This is a genomic window from Streptomyces sp. NPDC053427, assembly GCF_044544985.1.
Taxonomy (GTDB): domain Bacteria; phylum Actinomycetota; class Actinomycetes; order Streptomycetales; family Streptomycetaceae; genus Streptomyces.
Window position 1 is genome coordinate 64,760 of the sequence record NZ_JBITYA010000003.1, and the last position, 20,559, is coordinate 85,318.

Genomic DNA, 20,559 nt, shown 5'->3' on the forward strand with positions numbered 1-20,559 from the left:
CGCTCCGCCCGCCCGGGAAGGCGGGCCGGGCATGCCGAAAGGCTCCCCGTTCCGTCGGAGCGGTAACGGAGAGCCCTCAGGCTTGCGCCGGTGGCTCAGGAGTTGAGTTCCTCCAGGGTCCGGCCCTTCGTCTCGACGGCGAACAGCGCGATGACCGCGCCCACCGCCGCCACGCACGCGAGCTGGGTGAAGACCAGCGTCAGGCTGCCGCCCGCGCCCAGGATGCCGCCGACGACGATCGGGCCGAGGATGACGCCCGCCCGGTTCCACAGGCCGCCGAAGGCCGCGCCCTTGGCGCGGTTGCGCGTCGGGTACAGCTCGGGGGAGTAGAGGTAGAGCCCGGCATTGATCGCGTAGACGAAGAAGGTCGTGCAGGACGCGAACACCGCGACCTGGCCGCCGGAGACGGCCCCGGCCAGTGCGAGGGTCCCCACCGCCAGCGCCGTACCGCCGAACGCGACCACCAGGGCGGGCCGTCGGCCGACCCGGTCGATCACGAGCGCGACCACCAGCGTGCCGAGCAGGCCGGTGACATTGCTGAGCAGCGTGTAGACCAGCGCGGTGGTCAGGTCCAGGCCGAAGTTCTTGGTGTAGAGGGACGGCAGCCAGGTGGAGATGCCGTGGTTGACGTAGTACGCGACGAACCAGAGGCCGGAGACGACCGCGGTGCGGCGCAGATAGCGCCCGCCGAAGAGCTCCCGCAGGCGTCCCCGAGAGGTGTCCGTGCCCGCCGTGGCGGTGGCGGCCGGTTCCGGCAGAGGGGCGGCGGTGGAGCGCGCCACCTCGGCCTCGATCCGTGCGAGGACGCGCTCGGCCTCCTCCGTCCGCCCGCGCGCCAGCAGCCAGCGCGGCGACTCGGCGACGTGCCGGGGGAGGGCGGCGGCGAGCAGTACGGGCAGCCCGCCGATCACGAACATCGCCCGCCAGCCGAGATGGGGCACCACCCACACGGCGAGCAGGGTCGCGGCGGCCAGACCGGCCGGGAAGATCATCTCGTAGAGCAGCACAAAGCGGCCGCGGCGGTCCGAGCGTGCGATCTCGTTGATGTAGGTGGCGGCGACGGGGACGACGCCGCCGATGCCCAGGCCCTGGACGAACCGGAAGAGCGCGAACATCTCGATGCCGTTCGTGAGGGCGACGGCAAGGCCGGCGAGCGCGGTGACGGCGACCCCGAGGGCCACCGTCCGCACCCGGCCGATCCGGTCGCCCAGCGATCCGGCGCCCAGGGCACCCAGGAGCATGCCGATCGAGGCGGCGGTCAGGGCGAAGGTGGCCTGCCCCGTCGTGAGGTGCCAGTCCCGCACGAGGACGGGGAGTGCGGAGGCGGCCAGCAGTTGATCGAACGCCTCGAAGAAGGTGACGGCGCCGATCAGGCAGCGGACCTTGACGTGCCAGCGGGAGTGCGGCAGTCGTTCGAGCCTTGCGGCGATTGATCCTGCGGATCCCGCGGCGGGCCGTCCGGCCACAGTCGTCATGGAGGTTCCTTCCGCGAACAGGGGGTTGCGGCGACAGTAGGAACAGTTGCCTAAGCGGTCAATAGTTAATGGCAAAAGTATTTTCTCGCGCAGGAGGTCTTGCCGACGAGATATTTAAGCCCTTAGATTTCTAGTGCTCGGAGCCGACCGCACTCGCTCGGAGCCCCACCCATCCGCCGACCGGTCCCGGAGGTCCGCCGTGCCTCGTTTCTCCACCGACATCCTGATCGGAGGCCAGTGGCGCCCCGGCGCGGGCGCCCCGCTCGAGACCGTGGACCCGGCCACCGGCCAGATCCTCGCCACCCTCCGGGCGGCCTCGGTGGAAGAGGTGGACGAAGCGGCCCGGGCCGGTGCGCGCGCCGCCGCCGACCCGGCCTGGCGCGACCTGCCGCCCCATCGGCGCGCCCGGCTGCTGCACCGCATCGCCGAACTGATCGAGGACGCCGCGGACGAACTCTCCGCGGTCCAGACCGCCGACACCGGCAAGACCCTCGCCGAGACGAAGGCCCTCGCCCTGAGCGCCGGCGCGACCTTCCGCTACACCGCGGCCGCGCTGGAGACGGCCGAGGACGCGCTCACCCCGTCACGCGGCGCCTACGTCACGATGAGCGTGTACGAACCGATCGGCGTCGTCGCGGCCATCAATCCGTGGAACTCCCCGGTCGCCAGCGACGCACAGAAGATCGCTCCCGCGCTCGCCGCCGGAAACGCCGTCCTCCTCAAGCCCGCCGCCTGGACGCCGCTGGTCTCCCTCGTCCTCGGCCGCCTGATCACCCGCGCCCTGGACGAACTCGGGCTGCCGACCGGGCTGTTGTCGGTCCTGCCGGGCAGCGGCCGGGTCGTCGGCGACGCGATCGCCACCCACCCCCTGGTCGGCCGCATCGGCTTCACCGGCGGTACGGACACCGGCCGGGCCATCGCCGCGGTCGCCGCCGCCAAGCTGATCCCCGCCTCGCTCGAACTGGGTGGCAAGTCACCCACCGTCGTCCGGGCCGACGCGGACATCCCCCAAGCCCTGGCGGGCGTGATGTTCGGGATCTTCTCCTCCAGCGGCCAGTCCTGCATCGCCGGATCGCGGCTGTTCGTCGCACGCGACATCTACGACGCGTTCGTCGGCGAACTCGTCGACCGGGTACGGGCGTTGCGCGTCGGCCCCGGAACCGCGCCCGGCACTCAGGTCGGTCCGCTCGTCCACCACCGGCACCGGGACGCCGTCGCCGCATATGTGGACCTCGCCCGCGAGGAGGGCGGCCGGGTCCTGTGCGGCGGGGCCGTCCCCGAGGGCGACGCGTACAAGGCCGGTGCCTACTACCTGCCGACGGTCATCGACGGGCTCCCCAACTCCGCCCGGGTATGCCGGGAAGAGATCTTCGGCCCCGTGCTGATCGCCCTGCCCTACGACGACGAGGACGATCTGGTCCGCCAGGCCAACGACTCGGTGTACGGCCTGGCCTGCGGCATCTGGACCCGCGATCACCGGGCGGCCTGGCGGCTGGCGCGCCGCATCGATGCCGGCACGGTCTGGATCAACACCTACAAGCAGTTCAGCATCTCCACCCCCTTCAGCGGATGGAAGGACAGCGGCCTCGGGACCGAGAAGGGCCGCGACGCGATCCGTGCCTACCAGCGGCAGAAGTCCCTGTACTGGGGCACCTCCGACGCGCCCCTGCCGTGGGCCGGATAGGCCCCGCCCCGCATCCGCCCCCGCCCCCACCACAACCCTCGCCCCTGCCCCCTGCCTCCGGAGACGGTCATGCCCCAGCCCCCCCTCGCCCGCCTGCGTGCTCTGCGCTCGGTCGAGCTGCTCACGCCCACCTTCGGCGAAGCCGCCGACTTCTACGCCGAGGCGTGGGGGCTCGCGGTCGTCGAGTCCGAGCGCGACGCCGCATGGCTGCGCGGCACCGGCGAGGAACACCACGCGCTCCAGCTGACCCGCTCCGATCGCACCGGCCTCGGCCGGATCTCCTTCGCGGTCGCCACCCCCGCCGAGATCGACGAGGCGGCCCGCAGGCTCGAGGCCCGCGGCATCGTTGCGGTCGCCGGGCCCGGCCCGCTCGACCAGGTCGGCGGCGGATACGGCCTGCGCTTCCACGACCACGAAGGGCGGCTCATCGAACTCTCCGCGGAAACCTGGGCGGGCGCGCCACGCGGACGGGACGCGGCCGTCCCCGTCGGCGTCACGCACACCGTCCTCAACACCCCCGACATCGACGCTGCCGTCGCCTTCTACTGCGATGTGCTCGGACTGCGGGTCTCCGACTGGTCCGAGCACCAGATGGCGTTCCTGCGCTGCAACGCCGACCACCACTGCATCGCGTTCAACCAGGCCGCATGGGTGTCCCTCAACCACGTGGCGTACGAGATGAGTTCGGTCGACCACTTCATGCGCGGCCTGGGCCGGCTGCGGCACCACGGGATCGCGCCGAAGTGGGGACCGGGCCGGCACGGTCCCGGCAACAACACCTTCTCCTACTTCACCGACCCGACCGGCCTGGTCTGCGAATACACCTCCGAAGTGGCGCAGGTGGTGGAGGACCGCTGGATCGCCAAGGTGTGGCGCCGCACCCCCGAACTCTCCGACCTGTGGGGCACGGCGGGCCCGCCGTCGACGGAGATCCGCCGCCACATGGCCGGTTCGCCGGAGGGGATTCAGGTATGAGCACGCTCAAGGTGGGACTGGTCGGCTGGGGCGCCATCGGCCGCGTCGTCGGCACCGCCCTCGCCCAACAGGACGTCCCCGGCGCCGAGTTGACGTGTCTCGTCGACAACCGCCCGCTCGGCGAGGCGGCACCCGCGCCGCAGGTCACCTTCGAGGAGGCGATCGCGCGCTGCGATCTGATCGTGGAGGCCGCGGGCCAGGGAGTCGTCCGGGAATGGGGCGAGCGCGTCCTCACCGCCGGCACCGATCTGCTCGTGGCCTCGACCGGGGCGCTGACCGACGACGAGCTGTCCAAGCGGCTGCGCGCCGCGGGGCCCGGCCGGGTGTACTTCACCGGTGGCGCGGTCGGCGGGCTCGACCTGCTCCAGGCCGTCCGGGCGATGGGCCCGCTGGACGACGTACGACTGACGACGACGAAGCTACCGGCGACCCTCGAACAGCCCTGGATGGACGAGGAGTTGCTCGACCGGATGCGGTCCGCGACCGGGCCCGTCGAGGTCATGTCGGGCACCGCACGCGACATACCGGTGAAGTTCCCCAAGTCGACGAACGTCGCCGCCTCGGTCGCCCTGGCCGCCGGCGACCTCGACGCCGTCCGCGTGCGCGTCGTCGCCGACCCCGCCGCACACCACACCCGGCACGTCATCGAGGCGTCCGGGCCCCACGGGACGTACCGCTTCGACGTCGCGCATCTGCCCGACCCGGGCAACCCGGCGACCAGCCAGGTCGTGCCGTACGCCGTACTGCGCAGCCTCGCCGCCCTGGCCGGCCGGACGGGGCAGATCCTGTGACCGCCGCCGTGCACACCGAGGAGGCCGGCCACCAGGGACCGCTGCTGCTGTGTCTGCACGGCATCGGCTCCTCGTCGGCCGCGTTCGCCCCGCAACTCGCCGAACTGGGACGCCACGCACGCGTCGTCGCCTGGGACGCCCCCGGATACGCCAAGTCGGCCGACCCCGAAGCCCCGTTGACCCTCGACGACTACGCCGACACGGCGGCCGACCTGATCCGCTCGCGCGGCGGGCACGCGCACGTCCTGGGCGTGTCCTGGGGCGGCGTGATCGCGCTGCGACTCGCCGTCCGCCATCCGGAGCTCGTCGCGTCCCTCATCGTCGCCGACTCCAGCCCGGGCTCCGGTACCGACCCGGAGAAGGCGGCCGCCATGCGGGCGCGGGCCGCGGAGCTGGCCGAGGCCGGCTCTCGGACCTTCGCGGAACGGCGCGCGCCCCGCCTGGTGTCCGAGCGGGCCCCCGCCGACCTCGTCCGGCGCGTGACCGACACCATGGCGGACGCCATCCGCCTGCCGGGCTACGGATACGCCGCTGCGTCGATGGCCGCCGCCGACCTGCGCGACGAGCTGCCCCGGATCGCCGCCCCCACCCTCGTCCTCTGCGGCGACCAGGACCGCGTCACCGGCCCCGACGCCTCCCAGGCCCTCGCCGGTGCCGTCCACAAGACCGCCTACGTGATCGTCAAGGACGCCGGTCACCTGGCCAACCAGGAGCAACCCGAGCGCTTCAACGCCTGGGTGCTCTCGCACCTCCGCATCACCGCCCGTATCCCCGCATAGGAGCTGATCCGCATGCCTCTGACCACCACCGCCTACGACAACGGCGGCGACCTCGCCAAGTACACCGACTCCCTGATCGCCACGAAGGACTCCCGCGCCGCCGACTTCGACACCCTCTCCTTCCAGGAGAAGGCGGGCCCGCAGTACCGCCGCGGCCAGATCCGTTACGTCGGCTCCGGCGCCACCGGCAACCACGAGAGCGACAACCGGATCCTCCCGTCGGGCGGCTTCACCTTCTCCAACATGCTGCTGCCGCCCGGCGCCGAGGGCCCCGCGCACACCCACCACGACGTGGAGGAGGCCTTCTTCGTGCTGGAGGGCCGGGTCCGCGTGGGTGTCCACCGCGGCCCGGACGAGGTGGAGTACCGCACCCTCGGCTACCGCGACATGATCGTCGTGCCCGCCGGCGTGACCCGCTCCCTGAAGAACGAGGGCGACACCGACGCCCTGTTCTGCGTCATCATCGGCACGCAGAAGCCGCAGGTGCCGTCGTACCCCGAGTACTCGCCGATGCACGGTGTCACCCGTGGCTGACCGACGCACCGTCGTCGTCACCGGGGCGGGCCGTGGCCTGGGACTGGCCATGGCCCGCCGGGCCGGCGCGGACGGCTTCCGGGTCGTCCTCGCCGAGCTGGAGGAGCGGCGCGGCCGGGCCGCCGAGACGCGGCTGCGCGCGGAGGGCATCGACGCCCACTTCACGCGCTGCGACGTCGCGGACCCGGCCTCCGTGGCCCAACTCGCCGACTTTACGGGGGAGTTGGGGCCTCTCTACGGTCTGGTCAACAACGCGGCGCTCGCCAACGGGGTGGGCGGCAAGGAGTTCCAGGACATCGACGTCGAGGACTGGGACCGGCTGATGACGGTCAACGCCCGCAGCCCCTGGCTGGTGTCCAAGGCCCTGCTGCCGCATCTCCTCGCCCACGGCGGCCCCGGCCGCATCGTCAACCTCGCCTCCGACGCCGCCCTCTACGGCTCCCCGCGGCTGGCCCACTACATCGCCTCCAAGGGCGCCGTGATCGCACTGACCCGGGCCATGGCCCGCGAACTCGGCGACAAGGGCATCACCGTCAACGCGGTCGCCCCCGGCCTGACCGAGTGCGAGGCCACCGAGACCGTGCCCGCCGAGCGGCACGACCTCTACCGCATGAACCGGGCCATCTCCCGCCCCCAGCAACCCGACGACCTCACCGGAACGGTCGCCTTCCTGCTCGGCGAGGAGTCCCGCTATCTGACCGGCCAGGTGATCGCCGTCAACGGCGGCTTCACCATGCACTGACCACGCTGCACCGACCCACACCACCTGCACCGAGCAACAGGAGACAACCGTCATGGATCTGGGCCTCGCCGACCGCACCATCGTGGTCACCGGCGGCAGCTCGGGCGTCGGCCTGGCCACGGTCCGCGCCCTCCTCGCCGAAGGCGCGCACGTCGCCACCTGCGGACGCGACGCCGACCGGCTCGCCCGCGCGGCGGCCGACCTCGACAGCGACCGGTTGCTGACCGCGGTGTGCGACGTCCGGGACGCGGACGCCGTGCGCGCCTTCACCGACCTGGCCGCCGCAACGTTCGGCGGCATCGACGGCCTCGTCAACAACGCCGGCCAGTCCCGGATGAAGAGCCTGGACGAGACCACCGCCGACGACTGGCGCGACGAGCTGGAGCTGAAGTTCAGCGGCGTCCTCAACCCGCTGCACGCGGCCCGCCCGCACCTGAAGGCGGCGCCCGCGCCGAGCGTCGTCAACGTCAACGCGGTCCTCGCCAAACAGCCCGAGACCCGCCTGATCACCACGAGCGCCGCCCGCGCCGGCATCCTCAACCTCTCCAAGTCCCTGTCCGCCGAACTCGCCGCCGACGGCATCCGGGTCAACTCCGTATGCCTCGGCCTGATCGACACCGGCCAGTGGACCCGTCGCCACGCCGCGGCGGACACCGACCTGACCTACGAGGACTGGCAGGCGCGGCTCGCCACCGACCGCGGTATCGCACTCGGCCGGCTCGGCCGGGCCGACGAGGTCGCCTACGCGATCGTCACGCTGCTCTCGCCCCGCGCCTCGTACATCACCGGCACCAGCATCGACGTCTGCGGCGGCGTCGGCCGTTCCATCCTCTGAGGAGACCTCACCATGCGTTACGACAACGGAGGCGATCTCCTCGTCGCCGTCCTGCGGGAACTCGGCATCGACACCGTCTTCGGCATCGTCAGCGTGCACAACCTGCCGCTGGTCGAGGCCGTCGACCGGGAGCTGCGGTTCGTCCCGGTACGCCACGAGGCGTCCGCCGTGAACGCCGCCGACGCCTATGGGCGTGCCCGCGGCGGCATCGGCTGCGCCCTCACCTCCACCGGCACCGGCGCCGGCAACGCCGCCGGCTCGCTGATCGAGGCGCTCAGCGCGGGCACCTCCGTCCTGCACGTCACCGGGCAGGTGGAGAGCCGCTATCTGGGCAGCGGCCGCGGCTTCATCCACGAGACCAAGGACCAGCTGGGCATGCTGACGGCGGTCTCCCGGTACGCCGCCACCGTGCCGTCCGCCGACGATGCGGGCCGCGTCCTGCGCGCGGCGGCCCACGCCGCGGGCACCGCCCCCTGCGGGCCCGCGAGCGTCGAGTGGCCGATCGATCTGCAGTACGCGGCCCAGAACGATCCCGCGGCACCGGCCCCCGCGTCCGCCGTCCCGGCCCCCGCACCGGACGCGCTGGCCGCCGCCGGCGCGCTGCTGGCCTCGGCGCGCCGCCCCCTCATCTGGGCGGGCGGCGGCGCGACCCGCGCCCGTACCGCACTCGCCGACCTGCTGGCCGCGACCGGCGCGGGACTGCTCACATCGAACTCCGGGCGCGGCACGGTGCCCGAGGACCACCCCCAGGTCATCGGCAACTTCGCCACCACCCCACCGGTCCGCGCGCTGCTCGCCGACGCCGACGTCCTGCTGACCATCGGCACCCACTTCCGCTCCAACGAAACCGCCGACTACGGACTCACGCTCCCCGCCGCCCACCTCCAGATCGACCTCGACGCCGACGCGCTGGGCCGGGTCTACCCGGCCCGGCACCCGCTCCACGGCGACGCGGCCGACATCCTGGCGGCGCTGCTGCCCCACGCGGCACCGGCCGAGCGGTCCTGGACGGACCGGATCACCGCGGTCCGCGACCAGGTGCGGGGCACCCTGCACGACGCCATCGGCCCCCAGGCGGCGATCTGCGACGCGCTCCGCGCCGCCCTGCCCCGCGAGGCCGTCGTGGCCCGCGACGTCACCATCCCCTCCAGCAGCTGGGGCAACCGGCTGCTGGAGATCTACGACCCGCGCGACAACGTCTTCCCCCGCGGCGGTGGCATCGGGCAGGGCCTCGGCATGGGCATCGGAGCCGCCCTCGCCCGCCCGGAGACGCCCACGGTCGTGATGGCGGGTGACGGCGGCCTCGCCGTCCACCTCGGCGAACTGCTCACCCTCGCCCAGGAACGGCCCCGCCTCACCCTGCTCGTCTTCAACGACGGCGGCTACGGAGTGCTGCGCAACATGCAGGACACGTACAGCGAGCGCCGCTCCGGCGTCGACCTCACCACCCCCGACTTCGCGCAGCTGGCCGGCGCCTGCGGCCTGCCGTATCTGCGCATCGCGGCCGAGGAACACGCCGCCCCGGTGCTGGACGAAGCCGTAGCGTCGGACGGGCCGGTGCTCGTCGAGGTCGACCTGACGGCGCTGGGCCCGATGAAGAACCCGTTCACCCCGCCCGTGAAGATCCCGGAGCAGACAGGAGCCGGCCGAGATGAGTGACACGCCTCTGCACCTGACCGTGCACCGGATGACCTGGGAGGCCGACGGCGTCCTGTCCGTCGAACTGACCCACCCCGACGGCAAACCCCTTCCCGCCTGGGCCCCCGGAGCCCACCTCGACGTCGAGGTGGGCGGCCTGATCCGCCAGTACAGCCTGTGCGGCGACCCGCAGGCGCCGACCACGTACCGCATCGGCGTGCTCAACGCACCCGCCTCGCGCGGCGGTTCGCGCCATGTGCACACCCGGCTGCGCCCCGGTCAGACCGTCGCGGTCTCCGCGCCGCGCAACCACTTCGCCCTGGAGGACGCCCCCGGGTACCTGTTCGTGGCCGGCGGCATCGGCATCACCCCGCTGCTGGCCATGGCCCGCGAGGCCGCCCGGCGCGGCGCCGACTGGCGGATGGTCTACGGCGGCCGGAACCGCGCCTCGATGGCCTTCACCGACGAACTGGCCGCGCTGGGCGGCGAGGTGACCCTCGTCCCCCAGGACGAGCACGGACACCTCGACCTGGACGCCGCCCTCGACGGCCTGTCCGACACCACCCTCGTCTACTGCTGCGGCCCCGAGCCCCTGCTGGCCGCGATCGAGCGGAAGTGCCCGGCCGAGCGCCTGCGCGTGGAACGCTTCGCGGCGCCCGCGACGGAACGCACCGGCGAGGACGCGGCGTTCGAGGTCGAGTGCCGCGCCTCCGGCCGCACGCTCACCATCGGCCCGGACACCTCGATCCTTCAGGCCGTGGAGGACGCGGGCATCCCCGTCACCAGCTCCTGCCGGGACGGTATCTGCGGCTCCTGCGAGACCCGGGTGCTGGCCGGCACCCCCGAGCACCGCGACTTCCTGCTCAGCGAGGCCGAGCACACCGCGAACGCGACCATGATGATCTGCGTCTCGCGCTGTGCCTCCGGCCGCCTCGTCCTCGATCTGTGAAGCTACCCACCGACTCTGCCGTTGGAGGCCCGATGACCACCGCCCCCTGGCCGTACCTGGACACCCACCAGTGCCGTACGCACGAACCCACCCCCTACGAGTACAAGCTGGCCGCCACTCTGGAGGAAATCTTCAGCAAGGACGGCCACGAACTCGCCGACGTCATCGGCGGACTGAACGCCCGCCAGGTCCACGCCCCCGACGGCGCCCCGTGGACCGAGGAGTCCTTCCGCGCCGAGATGCACCGCCTGGGAGCCTGACCATGACCCTCTCCACCACCGCAACCGCCGACCACATCTGTGCCACCGGCCTCCGCAACCAGTGGCACCCCGTCGTCCCCTCCCACTTCGTCGCGCCCGGCGCGATGCGCAAGGTGACGGCGCTCGGCGAACAGTGGCTGCTGTTCCGCCGCTCCGACGGCGCCCTGTCGATGCTCGCCGACCGCTGCCCCCACCGCGGCGCCCCGCTGTCCCTGGGCAAGCACCTCGGCGACCGGGTCGCCTGCTGGTACCACGGCGTCGAGGTCGAGCCCGACGGCACCGTCTCGTCCGTGCCCGGCCTGCCCGGCTGCAATCTCGAAGGCAAGAAGCTCGTCACCTCGCTCCCGGTCCGCGAGGTCGCCGGCGCGATCCTCGCCTACTTCGGCGACGACCAGCACCCGGAACCGGTCGACCTGACCCTCCCCGAGCCCCTCGACGACCCCGAGATCGAGCCGATCCTGTGTTACGCCGAGTGGGACGTCCCGTGGCGGTATGCCATGGAGAACCTCCTCGACCCCATGCACGGAGCGTTCCTGCACCACGAGTCCCACACCATGTACGACGGGGACACCACGGCCAAGTTCCGTATCCGCGAGACCGACCGGGGCTACTTCTTCGAGAAGACCGACCAGCGGGGCGTGAACTTCGACTGGGTCGAGCTGTGCCGCACCGGCGTCGACTGGGTGGACCTCTCCATCCCGTACCCGCCCTCCGCGGGCCCCGGCGGCGCCTTCGGCATCGTCGGCATGGTCTGCCCGGTGGACGCCGGGCGCACCGGTGTTTTCTTCTGGCGCTACCGCCGCGTGCAGGGCTGGCAGCGCGACACCTGGCGCTTCCTCTACAAGACGCTCATCGAGGAGCGGCACTGGGCGGTCCTCGAACAGGACCGCGTCATGCTGGAAGCCATGCCCGCCGACGCCGACCAGCGGGAGAACCTCTACCAGCACGATCTGGGCGTGGTGCGGCTGCGGCGCCTGTACCGGGCGGAGGCCGAGCGACAGTCCGCGGCCGTCGCCCCGGCCGGGTGAGCTGAGCCGCGGGCCTCAGCCGGCGGGCTCCCCTCGAAGCTCAGCCGGCGGGCTCCTCGTCCGACGCGAGGATCGAGTGCTCCAGCTTGCGCAGCAGCCGCGCGAGCTGGCGGCACTCGGCCGGCGACATCCCGCCGAGCATCCGGCGCTCATTGTCCAAGTGCTCGGCGAAGACCTGATCCACCTTGGCGAGCCCCTCGTCGGTGAGCCGCGAGTACACGACGCGCCGGTCCTCGGCGTCCCGCTCCCGCACGATCAGCCCGTCCTTCTCCAGCCGGTCGATCCGCAGCGTGACCCCGGCGGACGACACCAGCCCCGCGTCGGCGAGCCGGCCCGCAGTCAGCCGGTACGGGGCCCCGGACCGGCGCAGCGCGGTCAGCACATCGAAACCGGCCACCGAGAGGCCGTGGCGTTCGATGGAGGCCGTGAGGCGAGTGCTGTACCGCAGGAACGACCGGTGCAGCCGGGCCAGGACCTCCAGCGGGGCGGTGTCCAGCTCGGGACGCTCCCGCGCCCACTCCTCGATGACCATCGCGACGGCATCCACATCCCCCGTCGCCCTGCGCTCCGCCATCCCGTCCCCTCGTACGATCCGCAGGACCGTGCCGCCGCAGTCCATGCGCGGCGCACACATCCCTTACCCCTGAAAATTCTACCCCTGAGGCGACTGGCCGTCGCCGGCAGGCCGCTCGAAGGGACGGGGTACGCGGTCCGATGGGCTTGCGCCCTGACCATTCCTCCTGGTCAGCGGCGCTCATTGGACTTTCTGCTGAGGGCGTTCAGCGTCCATGGTCGGGAAAGCACATTGCGTAGAGGGGCGTTGACGGATTGGACTGTCAAGGCCAACGCAGCCCGGTGAACACACCGGCTTCGCCCCCTGTCACGGCGGAATACGACCCGCACGGCTTCCGGTTCGGAAGCTGGTAGCACAGAAGAAAGCGAATGACATCCATGCTCGACGGTTGCACGCCCTGGCCCGAGGAGTTCGTCGACCGCTACTGGGCGGTCGGGCACTGGCGTGGCAATACGCTGGACAACCTGCTGCGCGGCTGGGCCCTGCAATACGGATCGCGGACCGCGCTCGTGCACGGCGACACCCGCATCACGTACGCGGCCCTGAACCGGCGCGTGGACCGCATGGCCGCCGGATTCCGGCTGCGCGGCCTCCGGCCCGGACAACGTGTCGTCGTCCAGCTGCCGAACGTTCCCGAGTTCGTCATCACCACGTTCGCGCTGATGCGCATCGGCGCGGTCCCCGCGTTGTGCCCGGTCTCGCACCGCGCGTCCGAGGTGTCCCACCTGGTGCGGGTCACCGAGGCCACCGGCTATGTCGGTCCCTCGACGCACCGGGGCTTCGACCACATGGCGATGGCCGCGGACATCGCGTCCCGAGGGCCCTTCCTGCGGCGGGTGTTCACCTATGAGGCGCCGGGCACCTCGTCCCCGTACGGCGGCCTGACGACCGACCCGTCGGGCTGCCACTACTTCCCGCTGGGCTCCATCGACGCCCCGCCCGGGCCGACACTTGCGCAGAGTGCCGACCAGGTGGCGTTCTTCCTGCTCTCCGACGGTCCCACCGCGGCGCCCGAGCTCGTTCCGCGCACCCACAACGACTACGCCTACCAGGCGCGGGCCGCCGCCGAACTGGTGTCGCTCACCGAGAACGACGTGTATCTCGCCGCACAGCCCGCCGAGTTCACCTTCACCCTCGGCTGCCCCGGCATCGTCGGCACCCTCTCCGTCGGCGGCACCGTCGTTCTGGCCGAGACCCCGGAACCCGCCGCATGCCTCACGGCCATCGAACGAGAGCGGGTCACCCTCACCTCCGTGGCGCCCGCCGTCGCCCAGCGCTGGCTCGACGAACTCCCCACGGTCCAGGCCGACTTGAGCAGCCTGCGTCTCGTGCAGATAGGCGGCGCGCCCCTGCACCGGGCCACCGCCGAACGGATCGGCCCCGAATGGGGCTGCCGCCTGCAGCAGGTCTTCGGCATGGCTGAGGGGCCGCTCACCCTCACCCGGCCCGCCGATCCGGACGAGACCGTGCTCACCACGCAGGGCCGCCCGCTCTCGCCCGACGACGAGATCCGTCTTGTCGACGTCGACGGCAAGGACGTGCCCGACGGGGAGCCCGGCGAACTCCTCGCCCGCGGTCCGTATACCTTGCGGGGCTACTACCGGGCGCCCGACCACAACGCACGCTCCTTCACCCCCGACGGCTACCTCCGCACCGGCGCCCTCGCGCGGCGCACCCCGGACGGCAACCTGGTGGTGACCGGCCGCCCTGAAGGACGTCCCACGGCGGGCTGACCACGAAGACCCCTCTGGCCTGTGACGGGCCGGTCATGTGTATCCCGGTTTCGGCGAAGTCCCCTCAAGGAGTGGAATTCACGGAACCAGAGGCTGCTCACCCACAGGCACACCACAGAATCATCGGCATGGCCGATGAACCCGAACCCGCGCCTGAACCCGCCCCGGAGCCCTCCAGGGGGGCGACGGAGCGCTGGAGCTCTCCCCTGAGCCTGGGCAACGCACCACTTGACCTCGACACCCTTCCCCCCACCCGTCACACCGACCGCGCATCAGGCGACATCTGGGTCAGCACCGCCGACGCATGGTCGACGGATCGTGTGGCCGTGTCTCCCGGCGAACTGAGCGCCGTACGCAAGTGGAGAGGGCCGGACGAACCGTCCCCGGACGCGTGCGGGAGCGAACTGCGCCGCCTGAGCGGCCACCGTCCCGCGACCGATCCGGAGGGGCTTGTGATGGCAGGTCAGGGGAGTGTTCTGCACGGTGGCCGGTCGGGCACGCCGTTTCGAGGACGTGTCCGGTCGATCAGGCGGGAGGACTCGGTCACGGGGTGACGGAAAGGACGATCTTTCCGGTGGTGCGGCCGGTCTCACCCAGCGTGTGGGCGGCGGCGGCCTCCGCGAGAGGGAAGACCGCGTCCACGATCACCCGCAGACGACCGTCCTCGACCAGGGCGCCGATCTCGCGCAGCCCCGCCTGGTCGGGTTCGACGAGCATGAAGACCGCCCGCACCCCTGCCGCTTCGGCCTCTTCGCGGGGGAAGGTGTCGTCCAGCGGCAGGATCGAGATCAGCGTTCCGCCTGGGCGCAGGGTGCGCAGGGACCGGGCCCAGTTCTCGCCGCCGAGGCCGTCCAGGACCACATCCACGTCGCGGACGGACTCGGCGAAGTCCTGGCTGCGGTAGTCGATGAGTTCGTCCGCGCCGAGCGAGCGCAGCAGGTCGTGCTTGGCGGCGCTGGCGGTGCCGATCACATGGGCGCCCCGGGCCTTGGCGATCTGGACGGCCAAGTGGCCGACGCCGCCCGCGGCGGCATGGACGAGAACGCGCTGGCCGGGCCGGATGTGCGCGGTGTCCACCAGGGCCTGCCAGGCGGTGAGCGAGGCCAGCGGCAGGGCACCGGCCTGGAGGTGGTCCAGGCCCTTGGGGCGCGGTGCGAAATGGCGGGCCGGGGCGGTGACGTACTCGGCGTAGGCGCCGGCCGGGTGGGGGAAGCGCGGCATCCCGAAGACCTCGTCACCCGGCTGGAAGAGGGTTACGCCGTCGCCGGTCTCCTCGACCACCCCGGAGACGTCGAAGCCCAGGATGAAGGGCAGCTTCGTACCGGCGCCGAACGCTCCCCGCTCGCGGGTCTTCCAGTCGGCCGGGTTCACGCCCGCCGCGTGCACGCGGACCAGGACCTCGCCCCGGCCCGGCTGCGGGCGAGTCGTCTCGACGACCTTGAGGACGTCGGGGGTTCCCGGGGCGTCCTGGGAGACGGCACGCATGGTCGCGGGGGCGGGGCTGGCGGGGCTGGTGGTGGGCTGGGACATGGTCACGTTCTCTCTCCGGTAGAGATTTTTCCGGTCTGTGCCGATTTCCTTGGGCACGTCCTCAGCCTGCCGGAGCCACAAGAGCCCCAGTAGCGGCCTGATGGCCACGGCCTGAAAGGATCCGGCCATGCACCACGTCGGCGTTCTGGCCCTGGACGGAGTCGTCCCCTTCGAGCTCGGCATCCCCGCGCGCATCTTCGGGGCCGCCCGCGACAGCGCGGGCAACCCGCTCTACACCGTGACCACATGCAGCCTGGACGGCCGCCCGGTACGCGCCGAGGCCGATTACGGGCTCAGCGTCACCCGCGACGCCTCGCTCCTGGCCGGCGTCGACACCGTCGTCATCCCGCCCTCCCACGCCCTCGGCCCGATCCGCGAGGAGGGTCGCCTGCCCGGGGCGCTGCGCGACGCCCTGGCCGCCATCCGCCCCGGCACCCGGATCGTCGGCATCTGCACCGCCACGTACGTCCTGGCCGCCGCCGGGCTGCTCGACCACCGGCCCGCCACCACTCACTGGCGGGAGGCCGACCGGCTGCAGCGGATGTTCACCACCACCCGCATCGACCCCGACGTCCTGTTCGTCGACGACGGCGACATCCTCACCTCCGCCGGTGTCGCCGCCGGCATCGACCTGTGCCTGCACATCGTCCGCCGTGACCACGGCAGCCTCATCGCCAACGAGGTCGCCCGTTCCTGCGTCGTAGCGCCCTGGCGCGACGGCGGCCAGGCCCAGTACATCCAGCGGCCCGTCCCCGATCCCCGGGCCACCAGCACCGCCCCCACCCAGGCATGGGCCCTGGAACGCCTCACCGAACGCCTCACCCTGGCCGACCTCGCCGCCCACGCCACTATGAGCGTCCGCACCTTCACCCGCCGCTTCCGCGACGAAGTCGGCATCACCCCAGGCCAATGGCTCACGCGCCAACGCATCGATCTGGCACGCCACTTGCTGGAAACCACTGACTGGCCCGTCGACCGCGTCGCCCACCGCGCCGGCTTCGGAACCGGCGTCTCCCTGCGCCAGCACCTCCACGCCTCCATCGGCGTCACCCCCCAGGCGTACCGCCGCACCTTCCGCCCCGCGACCACGGCCGCGGCCGCCTGACCCTCGCGCTCGCGGGCACGCTCCGCGCGGGCTCGGTGCGTGGTTATCCGGTGGGCTTGCCGGGTTGGTCGTGGGTGGAGCAGTGGATGCCGCCTCCGCCGGAAGCGATGGTGTCGATCTGCACGGGCACGATGTCGCGCCGGGGGAAGTGTTCCTGCAGGATGCCCTTCGCGCGGTCGTCGGCCTTGGCGTCGCCGAAGCGGGGCATGAACACCGCGTCGTTGGCGACGTAGAAGTTCGCGTAGGTGGAGACGAAATCGTCGCCGCGTCCGGTGATCTTGTCGAGGTCGGGCTGGGGCAGGTCGATGACTTCCAGGCGCTTGCCGCGGGCGTCCGTCGCGTCCTTGAGCACCTTCCTGGCCTGGTCCGCCGCGCGCGACCATACGTCCGGCGGGCTGCCGGGGAATGCCCGGTCCACGAGGACGACGCCCGGCGCGGTGAACCGGACGAGGCTGTCGACGTGCGCGTCGGTGATGTCCTGGCCCCGCACTCCGGCCAGCCAGAGCACCTTCTCGACACCCAGGCTGCTCTTGAGTTCGTCCTCGATCGTGTCGCGGCTCTTGCCGGGATTGCGGTTCTTGTTGACCACCGAGCTCTCGGTGACCAGCAGGGTTCCCTCGCCATCGGTCTCGAAGGAGCCGCCTTCGCCGACCAGCGGGGCCTGTGCGCGCTCGATGTCGTACTTCGCCAGCAGGGTGCGGCCGACCTGGGCGTCGTTGCGGTGCTGCTGCTTGTTGCCCCAGCCGTTGAAGTGGAAGTCGACGCCCAGGAGCCGGTCATCGGGCGCCTTCACGAACACCGGGACGGTGTCGCGCGCCCACAGGTCGTCCACTTCGAGGGGGATCACCTCGACCTGGGAGCCGCAGGCCCGCTGAGCGGCGGCCTGCTGGGCGGGCCTGGCCATCAGTACCACGGGCTCGTACTCGGCGACGGCCCGTGCCACGCGCGCGATGTCCTGTCGTACGGCGGGCAGCTCCTCGTACCAGACCGACTCCAGGGCGGGCCAGGACATGAAGGTACGGGCGTGGCTCTCCCACTCGGCGCCGAACGTGCGGCCCGACGTCTTCCCGCCCGCGGCGGAGCCCGAGGAAGAGGGGGAGGTCACGTCGTCGGCCGGACCGCAGGCGGCGGTTCCCAGGGCGAGTGCGCCGATGCCGGCGAAGGTACGCAGCGCGCTGCGACGGGACATGGAGGGGTGCGGCACAGAAGACTCCGGAATTCGGGTTATGGGCCTGATTGCAGGGAGAGCGAACCCCGAATCTCGGCCGCTGGAACGAATGGGAACGAAAACCATCCGACGGCGCCGGTCCTTTCCGGCACGTGCGTGCGGGTCGGCTCACGGCAACGGTTCGTGCATGGTGGAGCAGTGAATTCCACCGCCGCCTCCCATGAGACGGTCGACATTCAGCTGGACCACCTCGCGTCCCGGAAAGGCTTCGGACAGGGCACGGCGGGCGGCGTCGTCCTTCGCCTTGTCACCGAACTGCGCGGTGATGACGCCGCCGTTGACGAGATGAAAGTTGAGATAGGAATCGACAAAGGCCGAGTCCCGTGAGCGCACGGTGTCCGGGCCGTCCACCCGGATCACGCGAAGGCGTCGCCCCTTCGCGTCGGTCGCGGCGGACAGGATCGCGAACTGTTCCCGCGCGTCCTCGGCCCAGACGTCACTCCGGTCGTCAGGGGGGGAGCTGCACCATGACGACGCCGGGCCTGATGAAGCGGGACGTGACGTCGATGTGGTTGTCGGTGATGTCCTGCCCGCGGACCCCCGGAACCCAGATCATTTTCTCGGCACCGTACGCGTCGAGGACGGCCTCTTCGATCTCGGCCCGGCTCATTCCGCGGTTGCGGTTCTTGTTGACCAGGCTGCTTTCGGTGGCCATCACCGTGCCGTCGCCGTCGGTCTCGACCGATCCGCCTTCTCCGACGAAATCCGCCTCATGGATGGCGAGCCCATTGAATTCGGCGACGTACCAGGCCACCTCGGCGTCATCGCGATGTGTCTGCTTACCGCCCCAGCCATTGAAATTGAGGGCGACGGCAGCGAGGTTTCCCCGGCCGTCGCGCCGGAAGACGGCGCAGGTGTCGCGCATCCAGAGGTCGTCGGTGGGAATCGAGCTGAGGACGGTGACGTTCCGCCCGCAGGCGGCCCTCGCGTCCGCGGCGGTGGTTTCGTCCGGCGCGCACATGATGACGGGCTCGTAGGCGGCGACCGTACGGGCAATGAGGGCGATGTCCTGCTGAACGCCGGACAGCTGACGCCCCCAGATGGATTTCCGCGACGGCCAGGACATCCACGTCCGTGCGTGCGGCACATCGTCCGCGGGCACGCGCCACCGGGAGCCGCCGGCACGGGCGGTCGCGGGCCCTTGCGAGGGGCTCGCCCCGAAGAGGGCGTCGAGCAGACGCCTGCCTGTGGGGAGGTCGTTCATGGGGGGATCTCCACATCAAGTGCGGTGTGCCGAGGGGACGTTGACTCTCGGAGGCAAGGGCCGGGGGAGCAGGAGAGGCCGCCGGCGGACGGGCACCCAGGACGGGGAAAAGACAGCGGGCCCGGCATCGCCGTACCTCCACTGTGACACTGACTGGAAATTCAGTCAAACCATGAGGGTGCGCCGTGCCGCCTTTCGGGAACCCTGGAAACCCTGGAACTCAGCCCTTCGCGTCCGGGAGCAGCTCGCGCTCCACGGCAGCGGCCACATGCGCCCTCGCTTCGGCGGTGGTGAGCAGGCCGGCCAGCCAGCGCCCGCTCAGCCCTTCCACCAGGGAGGTCAGCCGGACCGCGGCGGCGCGCGAGTCGATCGACGCGGGGACGGCCCCGTCGCCCTGGCCGTCCTCGATCAATTCGGCCAGGTCGACGAGCCAGCGCTCGGTGAGCGACGCCAGGATCGGCCGCAGCCCCTCGTCGAAGGTCGCCGCCGCGCGCATCTCGCCCCACACGGCGGAGTTCTCCCGTACGGCCTCGTCGTCCTGGAACTCCGCGGCCAGCAGCCGAACCAGCAGCTCATGAACGGGGGAGTCGTCATCGTCCGCGATGCACGCATAGCCCTCGGCGCGGTCGTTGACGTACTCCAGCGCGCTGGTGATCAGGCCCGCGCGGTCACGGAAGTGGTAGTAGATCAGGGTCTTGGAGACGCCCGCCTCGGCGGCGACGTCCTCCACCCGTAGCCCTCGGACGCCCCGTCGGGCTATCACTCGACAGGTGGCTTCCAGCAGCTTGGCGCGTCGGGTACTCACGTACGTACAGTAACCACTGGGACGCGGTAGGTCCGCCGCGCGGCAGCCGGAGGGGCGCGACGCTACCGGCGCGCCAGCCGCTCCAGTTCCATGTCGATGGCGTCCAGCATCAGCTCGCGGGCGTGCTTCAGGGGCAGGATGCCGCTGAGCCAGCGCGTGCTGAGCCCTTCCACCAGCGCGGTCAGCCGTTCGGCGGAGAGGGCGAGGCCGGTGGCGGTGGCCATGGGCTGCACCCGGCCGAGCAGATCGGCGATCTCCTGCACCCAGATCAGCGTGGCCTTGGCCAGGTCTTCCCGCAGGTCGGGGTCGAAGACGGCGCTGGCGCGCAGCTCGCCCCATGCGGTGCTGTTCTCCCGGACGACCGCCTCGTCCTGAAACTCCAGCAGCAGGTTCCGTTCCAGTTTCTGACGCGGGCTCAGGGGCGCGGCGTCCGGGTCGTGTTCGGTGGTGTAGCGCTCCGCGCGGTCGCTGATGAACTCCAGGGTCCGGCGCAGGATCCCGGCCCGGTCCTTGAAGTGGTAGTAGATCAGCGCGACGGACACGTCGGCTTCCGCCGCCAGCTCCTCGACGCGCAGCCCGCGCACTCCGCGCCGGGCGATCACCCGCGCGGCTGCCTCCATGATCCCTGTTCTCCGGTCACCCACGGTTCCCTACCCTAACCGGCTCCTTCGTCGCGTCCCGTCCCAAGGG

The 20,559-nt window shown here is 71.7% G+C and carries 21 protein-coding genes; 13 read left to right on the forward strand and 8 right to left on the reverse strand.

Annotated features, from left to right (window positions below; translation table 11 throughout):
- Window positions 1-95: 95 nt before the first annotated feature.
- Complete coding sequence (locus ACIGWZ_RS08240) at window positions 96-1,475, reverse strand: MFS transporter (RefSeq protein WP_400062089.1); 1,380 nt, start codon at window positions 1,473-1,475, stop codon at window positions 96-98.
- Between the two features lie 199 nt (window positions 1,476-1,674).
- Here ACIGWZ_RS08240 and ACIGWZ_RS08245 point away from each other — a divergent pair, with 199 nt between their 5' ends.
- From ACIGWZ_RS08245 to ACIGWZ_RS08295, 11 genes are all read left to right on the forward strand, one after another.
- A complete protein-coding gene (locus ACIGWZ_RS08245) occupies window positions 1,675-3,159 on the forward strand; it encodes an aldehyde dehydrogenase family protein (protein ID WP_400062090.1) in 1,485 nt (494 codons plus the stop codon).
- A 69-nt stretch (window positions 3,160-3,228) separates the two neighbouring features.
- Window positions 3,229-4,134, forward strand: coding sequence for a VOC family protein (locus tag ACIGWZ_RS08250; protein ID WP_400062092.1), 906 nt, complete (start codon window positions 3,229-3,231; stop codon window positions 4,132-4,134).
- Window positions 4,131-4,925, forward strand: coding sequence for an aspartate dehydrogenase domain-containing protein (locus tag ACIGWZ_RS08255; RefSeq protein WP_400062094.1), 795 nt, complete (start codon window positions 4,131-4,133; stop codon window positions 4,923-4,925). Before ACIGWZ_RS08250 ends, ACIGWZ_RS08255 begins: the two co-directional genes overlap by 4 nt.
- Window positions 4,922-5,704 (forward strand): alpha/beta fold hydrolase, encoded by a 783-nt coding sequence (locus ACIGWZ_RS08260; RefSeq protein ID WP_400062096.1) that lies wholly within the window; start codon window positions 4,922-4,924, stop codon window positions 5,702-5,704. The genes ACIGWZ_RS08255 and ACIGWZ_RS08260 overlap by 4 nt, the downstream gene beginning before the upstream one ends.
- A 12-nt stretch (window positions 5,705-5,716) precedes the next feature.
- Complete coding sequence (locus ACIGWZ_RS08265) at window positions 5,717-6,238, forward strand: cupin domain-containing protein (RefSeq protein WP_400062098.1); 522 nt, start codon at window positions 5,717-5,719, stop codon at window positions 6,236-6,238.
- On the forward strand, window positions 6,231-6,980 hold the full coding sequence (locus ACIGWZ_RS08270) for an SDR family oxidoreductase (RefSeq protein ID WP_400062100.1): 750 nt from the start codon (window positions 6,231-6,233) through the stop codon (window positions 6,978-6,980). The genes ACIGWZ_RS08265 and ACIGWZ_RS08270 overlap by 8 nt, the downstream gene beginning before the upstream one ends.
- 52 nt (window positions 6,981-7,032) lie before the next feature.
- Complete coding sequence (locus ACIGWZ_RS08275; protein ID WP_400062102.1) at window positions 7,033-7,815, forward strand: SDR family oxidoreductase; 783 nt, start codon at window positions 7,033-7,035, stop codon at window positions 7,813-7,815.
- Between the two features lie 12 nt (window positions 7,816-7,827).
- Window positions 7,828-9,474, forward strand: coding sequence for a thiamine pyrophosphate-binding protein (locus ACIGWZ_RS08280; protein WP_400062104.1), 1,647 nt, complete (start codon window positions 7,828-7,830; stop codon window positions 9,472-9,474).
- A complete protein-coding gene (locus ACIGWZ_RS08285) occupies window positions 9,467-10,402 on the forward strand; it encodes a PDR/VanB family oxidoreductase (protein ID WP_400062106.1) in 936 nt (311 codons plus the stop codon). The genes ACIGWZ_RS08280 and ACIGWZ_RS08285 overlap by 8 nt, the downstream gene beginning before the upstream one ends.
- 32 nt (window positions 10,403-10,434) lie before the next feature.
- Complete coding sequence (locus ACIGWZ_RS08290) at window positions 10,435-10,662, forward strand: recombinase-like helix-turn-helix domain-containing protein (RefSeq protein ID WP_400062107.1); 228 nt, start codon at window positions 10,435-10,437, stop codon at window positions 10,660-10,662.
- Between the two features lie 2 nt (window positions 10,663-10,664).
- Window positions 10,665-11,690: a Rieske 2Fe-2S domain-containing protein gene (locus ACIGWZ_RS08295; RefSeq protein WP_400062109.1), complete on the forward strand. Its 1,026-nt coding sequence runs from the start codon at window positions 10,665-10,667 to the stop codon at window positions 11,688-11,690.
- A gap of 40 nt (window positions 11,691-11,730) precedes the next feature.
- On the opposite strand, the gene ACIGWZ_RS08300 is transcribed toward ACIGWZ_RS08295, so the two are convergent.
- The gene (locus ACIGWZ_RS08300; RefSeq protein WP_400062110.1) at window positions 11,731-12,264 is read right to left on the reverse strand and encodes a MarR family winged helix-turn-helix transcriptional regulator; all 534 of its coding nucleotides are present in this window, start codon (window positions 12,262-12,264) and stop codon (window positions 11,731-11,733) included.
- A gap of 368 nt (window positions 12,265-12,632) precedes the next feature.
- Here ACIGWZ_RS08300 and ACIGWZ_RS08305 point away from each other — a divergent pair, with 368 nt between their 5' ends.
- On the forward strand, window positions 12,633-13,997 hold the full coding sequence (locus tag ACIGWZ_RS08305; RefSeq protein WP_400062112.1) for a (2,3-dihydroxybenzoyl)adenylate synthase: 1,365 nt from the start codon (window positions 12,633-12,635) through the stop codon (window positions 13,995-13,997).
- Between the two features lie 543 nt (window positions 13,998-14,540).
- Here ACIGWZ_RS08305 and ACIGWZ_RS08310 read toward each other — a convergent pair.
- Window positions 14,541-15,527 (reverse strand): NADP-dependent oxidoreductase, encoded by a 987-nt coding sequence (locus ACIGWZ_RS08310; RefSeq protein ID WP_400062114.1) that lies wholly within the window; start codon window positions 15,525-15,527, stop codon window positions 14,541-14,543.
- 127 nt (window positions 15,528-15,654) lie between these two features.
- On the opposite strand from ACIGWZ_RS08310, the gene ACIGWZ_RS08315 reads away from it, so the two are divergent.
- The gene (locus ACIGWZ_RS08315) at window positions 15,655-16,632 is read left to right on the forward strand and encodes a GlxA family transcriptional regulator (protein ID WP_400062116.1); all 978 of its coding nucleotides are present in this window, start codon (window positions 15,655-15,657) and stop codon (window positions 16,630-16,632) included.
- A 43-nt stretch (window positions 16,633-16,675) separates the two neighbouring features.
- Here the strand turns inward: ACIGWZ_RS08315 and ACIGWZ_RS08320 are convergent, their stop codons facing one another.
- The 5 genes from ACIGWZ_RS08320 to ACIGWZ_RS08340 form a co-directional block, all read right to left on the reverse strand.
- Window positions 16,676-17,821: an agmatine deiminase family protein gene (locus ACIGWZ_RS08320; protein ID WP_400062118.1), complete on the reverse strand. Its 1,146-nt coding sequence runs from the start codon at window positions 17,819-17,821 to the stop codon at window positions 16,676-16,678.
- Window positions 17,822-17,968: 147 nt separating this feature from the next.
- Window positions 17,969-18,262 (reverse strand): agmatine deiminase family protein, encoded by a 294-nt coding sequence (locus ACIGWZ_RS08325; protein ID WP_400063228.1) that lies wholly within the window; start codon window positions 18,260-18,262, stop codon window positions 17,969-17,971.
- A gap of 46 nt (window positions 18,263-18,308) precedes the next feature.
- Window positions 18,309-19,064 (reverse strand): agmatine/peptidylarginine deiminase, encoded by a 756-nt coding sequence (locus tag ACIGWZ_RS08330; RefSeq protein WP_400062120.1) that lies wholly within the window; start codon window positions 19,062-19,064, stop codon window positions 18,309-18,311.
- Between the two features lie 220 nt (window positions 19,065-19,284).
- Window positions 19,285-19,869 carry a TetR/AcrR family transcriptional regulator gene (locus ACIGWZ_RS08335; protein WP_400062121.1) on the reverse strand — a complete coding sequence of 195 codons (585 nt, stop codon included), beginning with the start codon at window positions 19,867-19,869 and terminating at the stop codon, window positions 19,285-19,287.
- Window positions 19,870-19,931: 62 nt separating this feature from the next.
- Entirely contained in the window at window positions 19,932-20,489 is a 558-nt protein-coding gene (locus ACIGWZ_RS08340) for a TetR/AcrR family transcriptional regulator (RefSeq protein ID WP_400062123.1), read from the reverse strand.
- Window positions 20,490-20,559 lie beyond the last annotated feature (70 nt).

Coding starts and splice junctions, on each gene's coding strand:
- ACIGWZ_RS08340 (WP_400062123.1), bottom strand. CDS start 20,489: ATGGAGGCAGCCGCGCGGGTGATCGCCCGGCGCGGAGTGCGCGGGCTG.
- ACIGWZ_RS08240 (WP_400062089.1), bottom strand. CDS start 1,475: ATGACGACTGTGGCCGGACGGCCCGCCGCGGGATCCGCAGGATCAATC.
- ACIGWZ_RS08300 (WP_400062110.1), bottom strand. CDS start 12,264: ATGGCGGAGCGCAGGGCGACGGGGGATGTGGATGCCGTCGCGATGGTC.
- ACIGWZ_RS08310 (WP_400062114.1), bottom strand. CDS start 15,527: ATGTCCCAGCCCACCACCAGCCCCGCCAGCCCCGCCCCCGCGACCATG.
- ACIGWZ_RS08295 (WP_400062109.1), top strand. CDS start 10,665: ATGACCCTCTCCACCACCGCAACCGCCGACCACATCTGTGCCACCGGC.
- ACIGWZ_RS08285 (WP_400062106.1), top strand. CDS start 9,467: ATGAGTGACACGCCTCTGCACCTGACCGTGCACCGGATGACCTGGGAG.
- ACIGWZ_RS08275 (WP_400062102.1), top strand. CDS start 7,033: ATGGATCTGGGCCTCGCCGACCGCACCATCGTGGTCACCGGCGGCAGC.
- ACIGWZ_RS08255 (WP_400062094.1), top strand. CDS start 4,131: ATGAGCACGCTCAAGGTGGGACTGGTCGGCTGGGGCGCCATCGGCCGC.
- ACIGWZ_RS08265 (WP_400062098.1), top strand. CDS start 5,717: ATGCCTCTGACCACCACCGCCTACGACAACGGCGGCGACCTCGCCAAG.
- ACIGWZ_RS08330 (WP_400062120.1), bottom strand. CDS start 19,064: ATGAACGACCTCCCCACAGGCAGGCGTCTGCTCGACGCCCTCTTCGGG.
- ACIGWZ_RS08290 (WP_400062107.1), top strand. CDS start 10,435: ATGACCACCGCCCCCTGGCCGTACCTGGACACCCACCAGTGCCGTACG.
- ACIGWZ_RS08250 (WP_400062092.1), top strand. CDS start 3,229: ATGCCCCAGCCCCCCCTCGCCCGCCTGCGTGCTCTGCGCTCGGTCGAG.
- ACIGWZ_RS08320 (WP_400062118.1), bottom strand. CDS start 17,821: ATGTCCCGTCGCAGCGCGCTGCGTACCTTCGCCGGCATCGGCGCACTC.
- ACIGWZ_RS08305 (WP_400062112.1), top strand. CDS start 12,633: ATGACATCCATGCTCGACGGTTGCACGCCCTGGCCCGAGGAGTTCGTC.
- ACIGWZ_RS08280 (WP_400062104.1), top strand. CDS start 7,828: ATGCGTTACGACAACGGAGGCGATCTCCTCGTCGCCGTCCTGCGGGAA.
- ACIGWZ_RS08315 (WP_400062116.1), top strand. CDS start 15,655: ATGCACCACGTCGGCGTTCTGGCCCTGGACGGAGTCGTCCCCTTCGAG.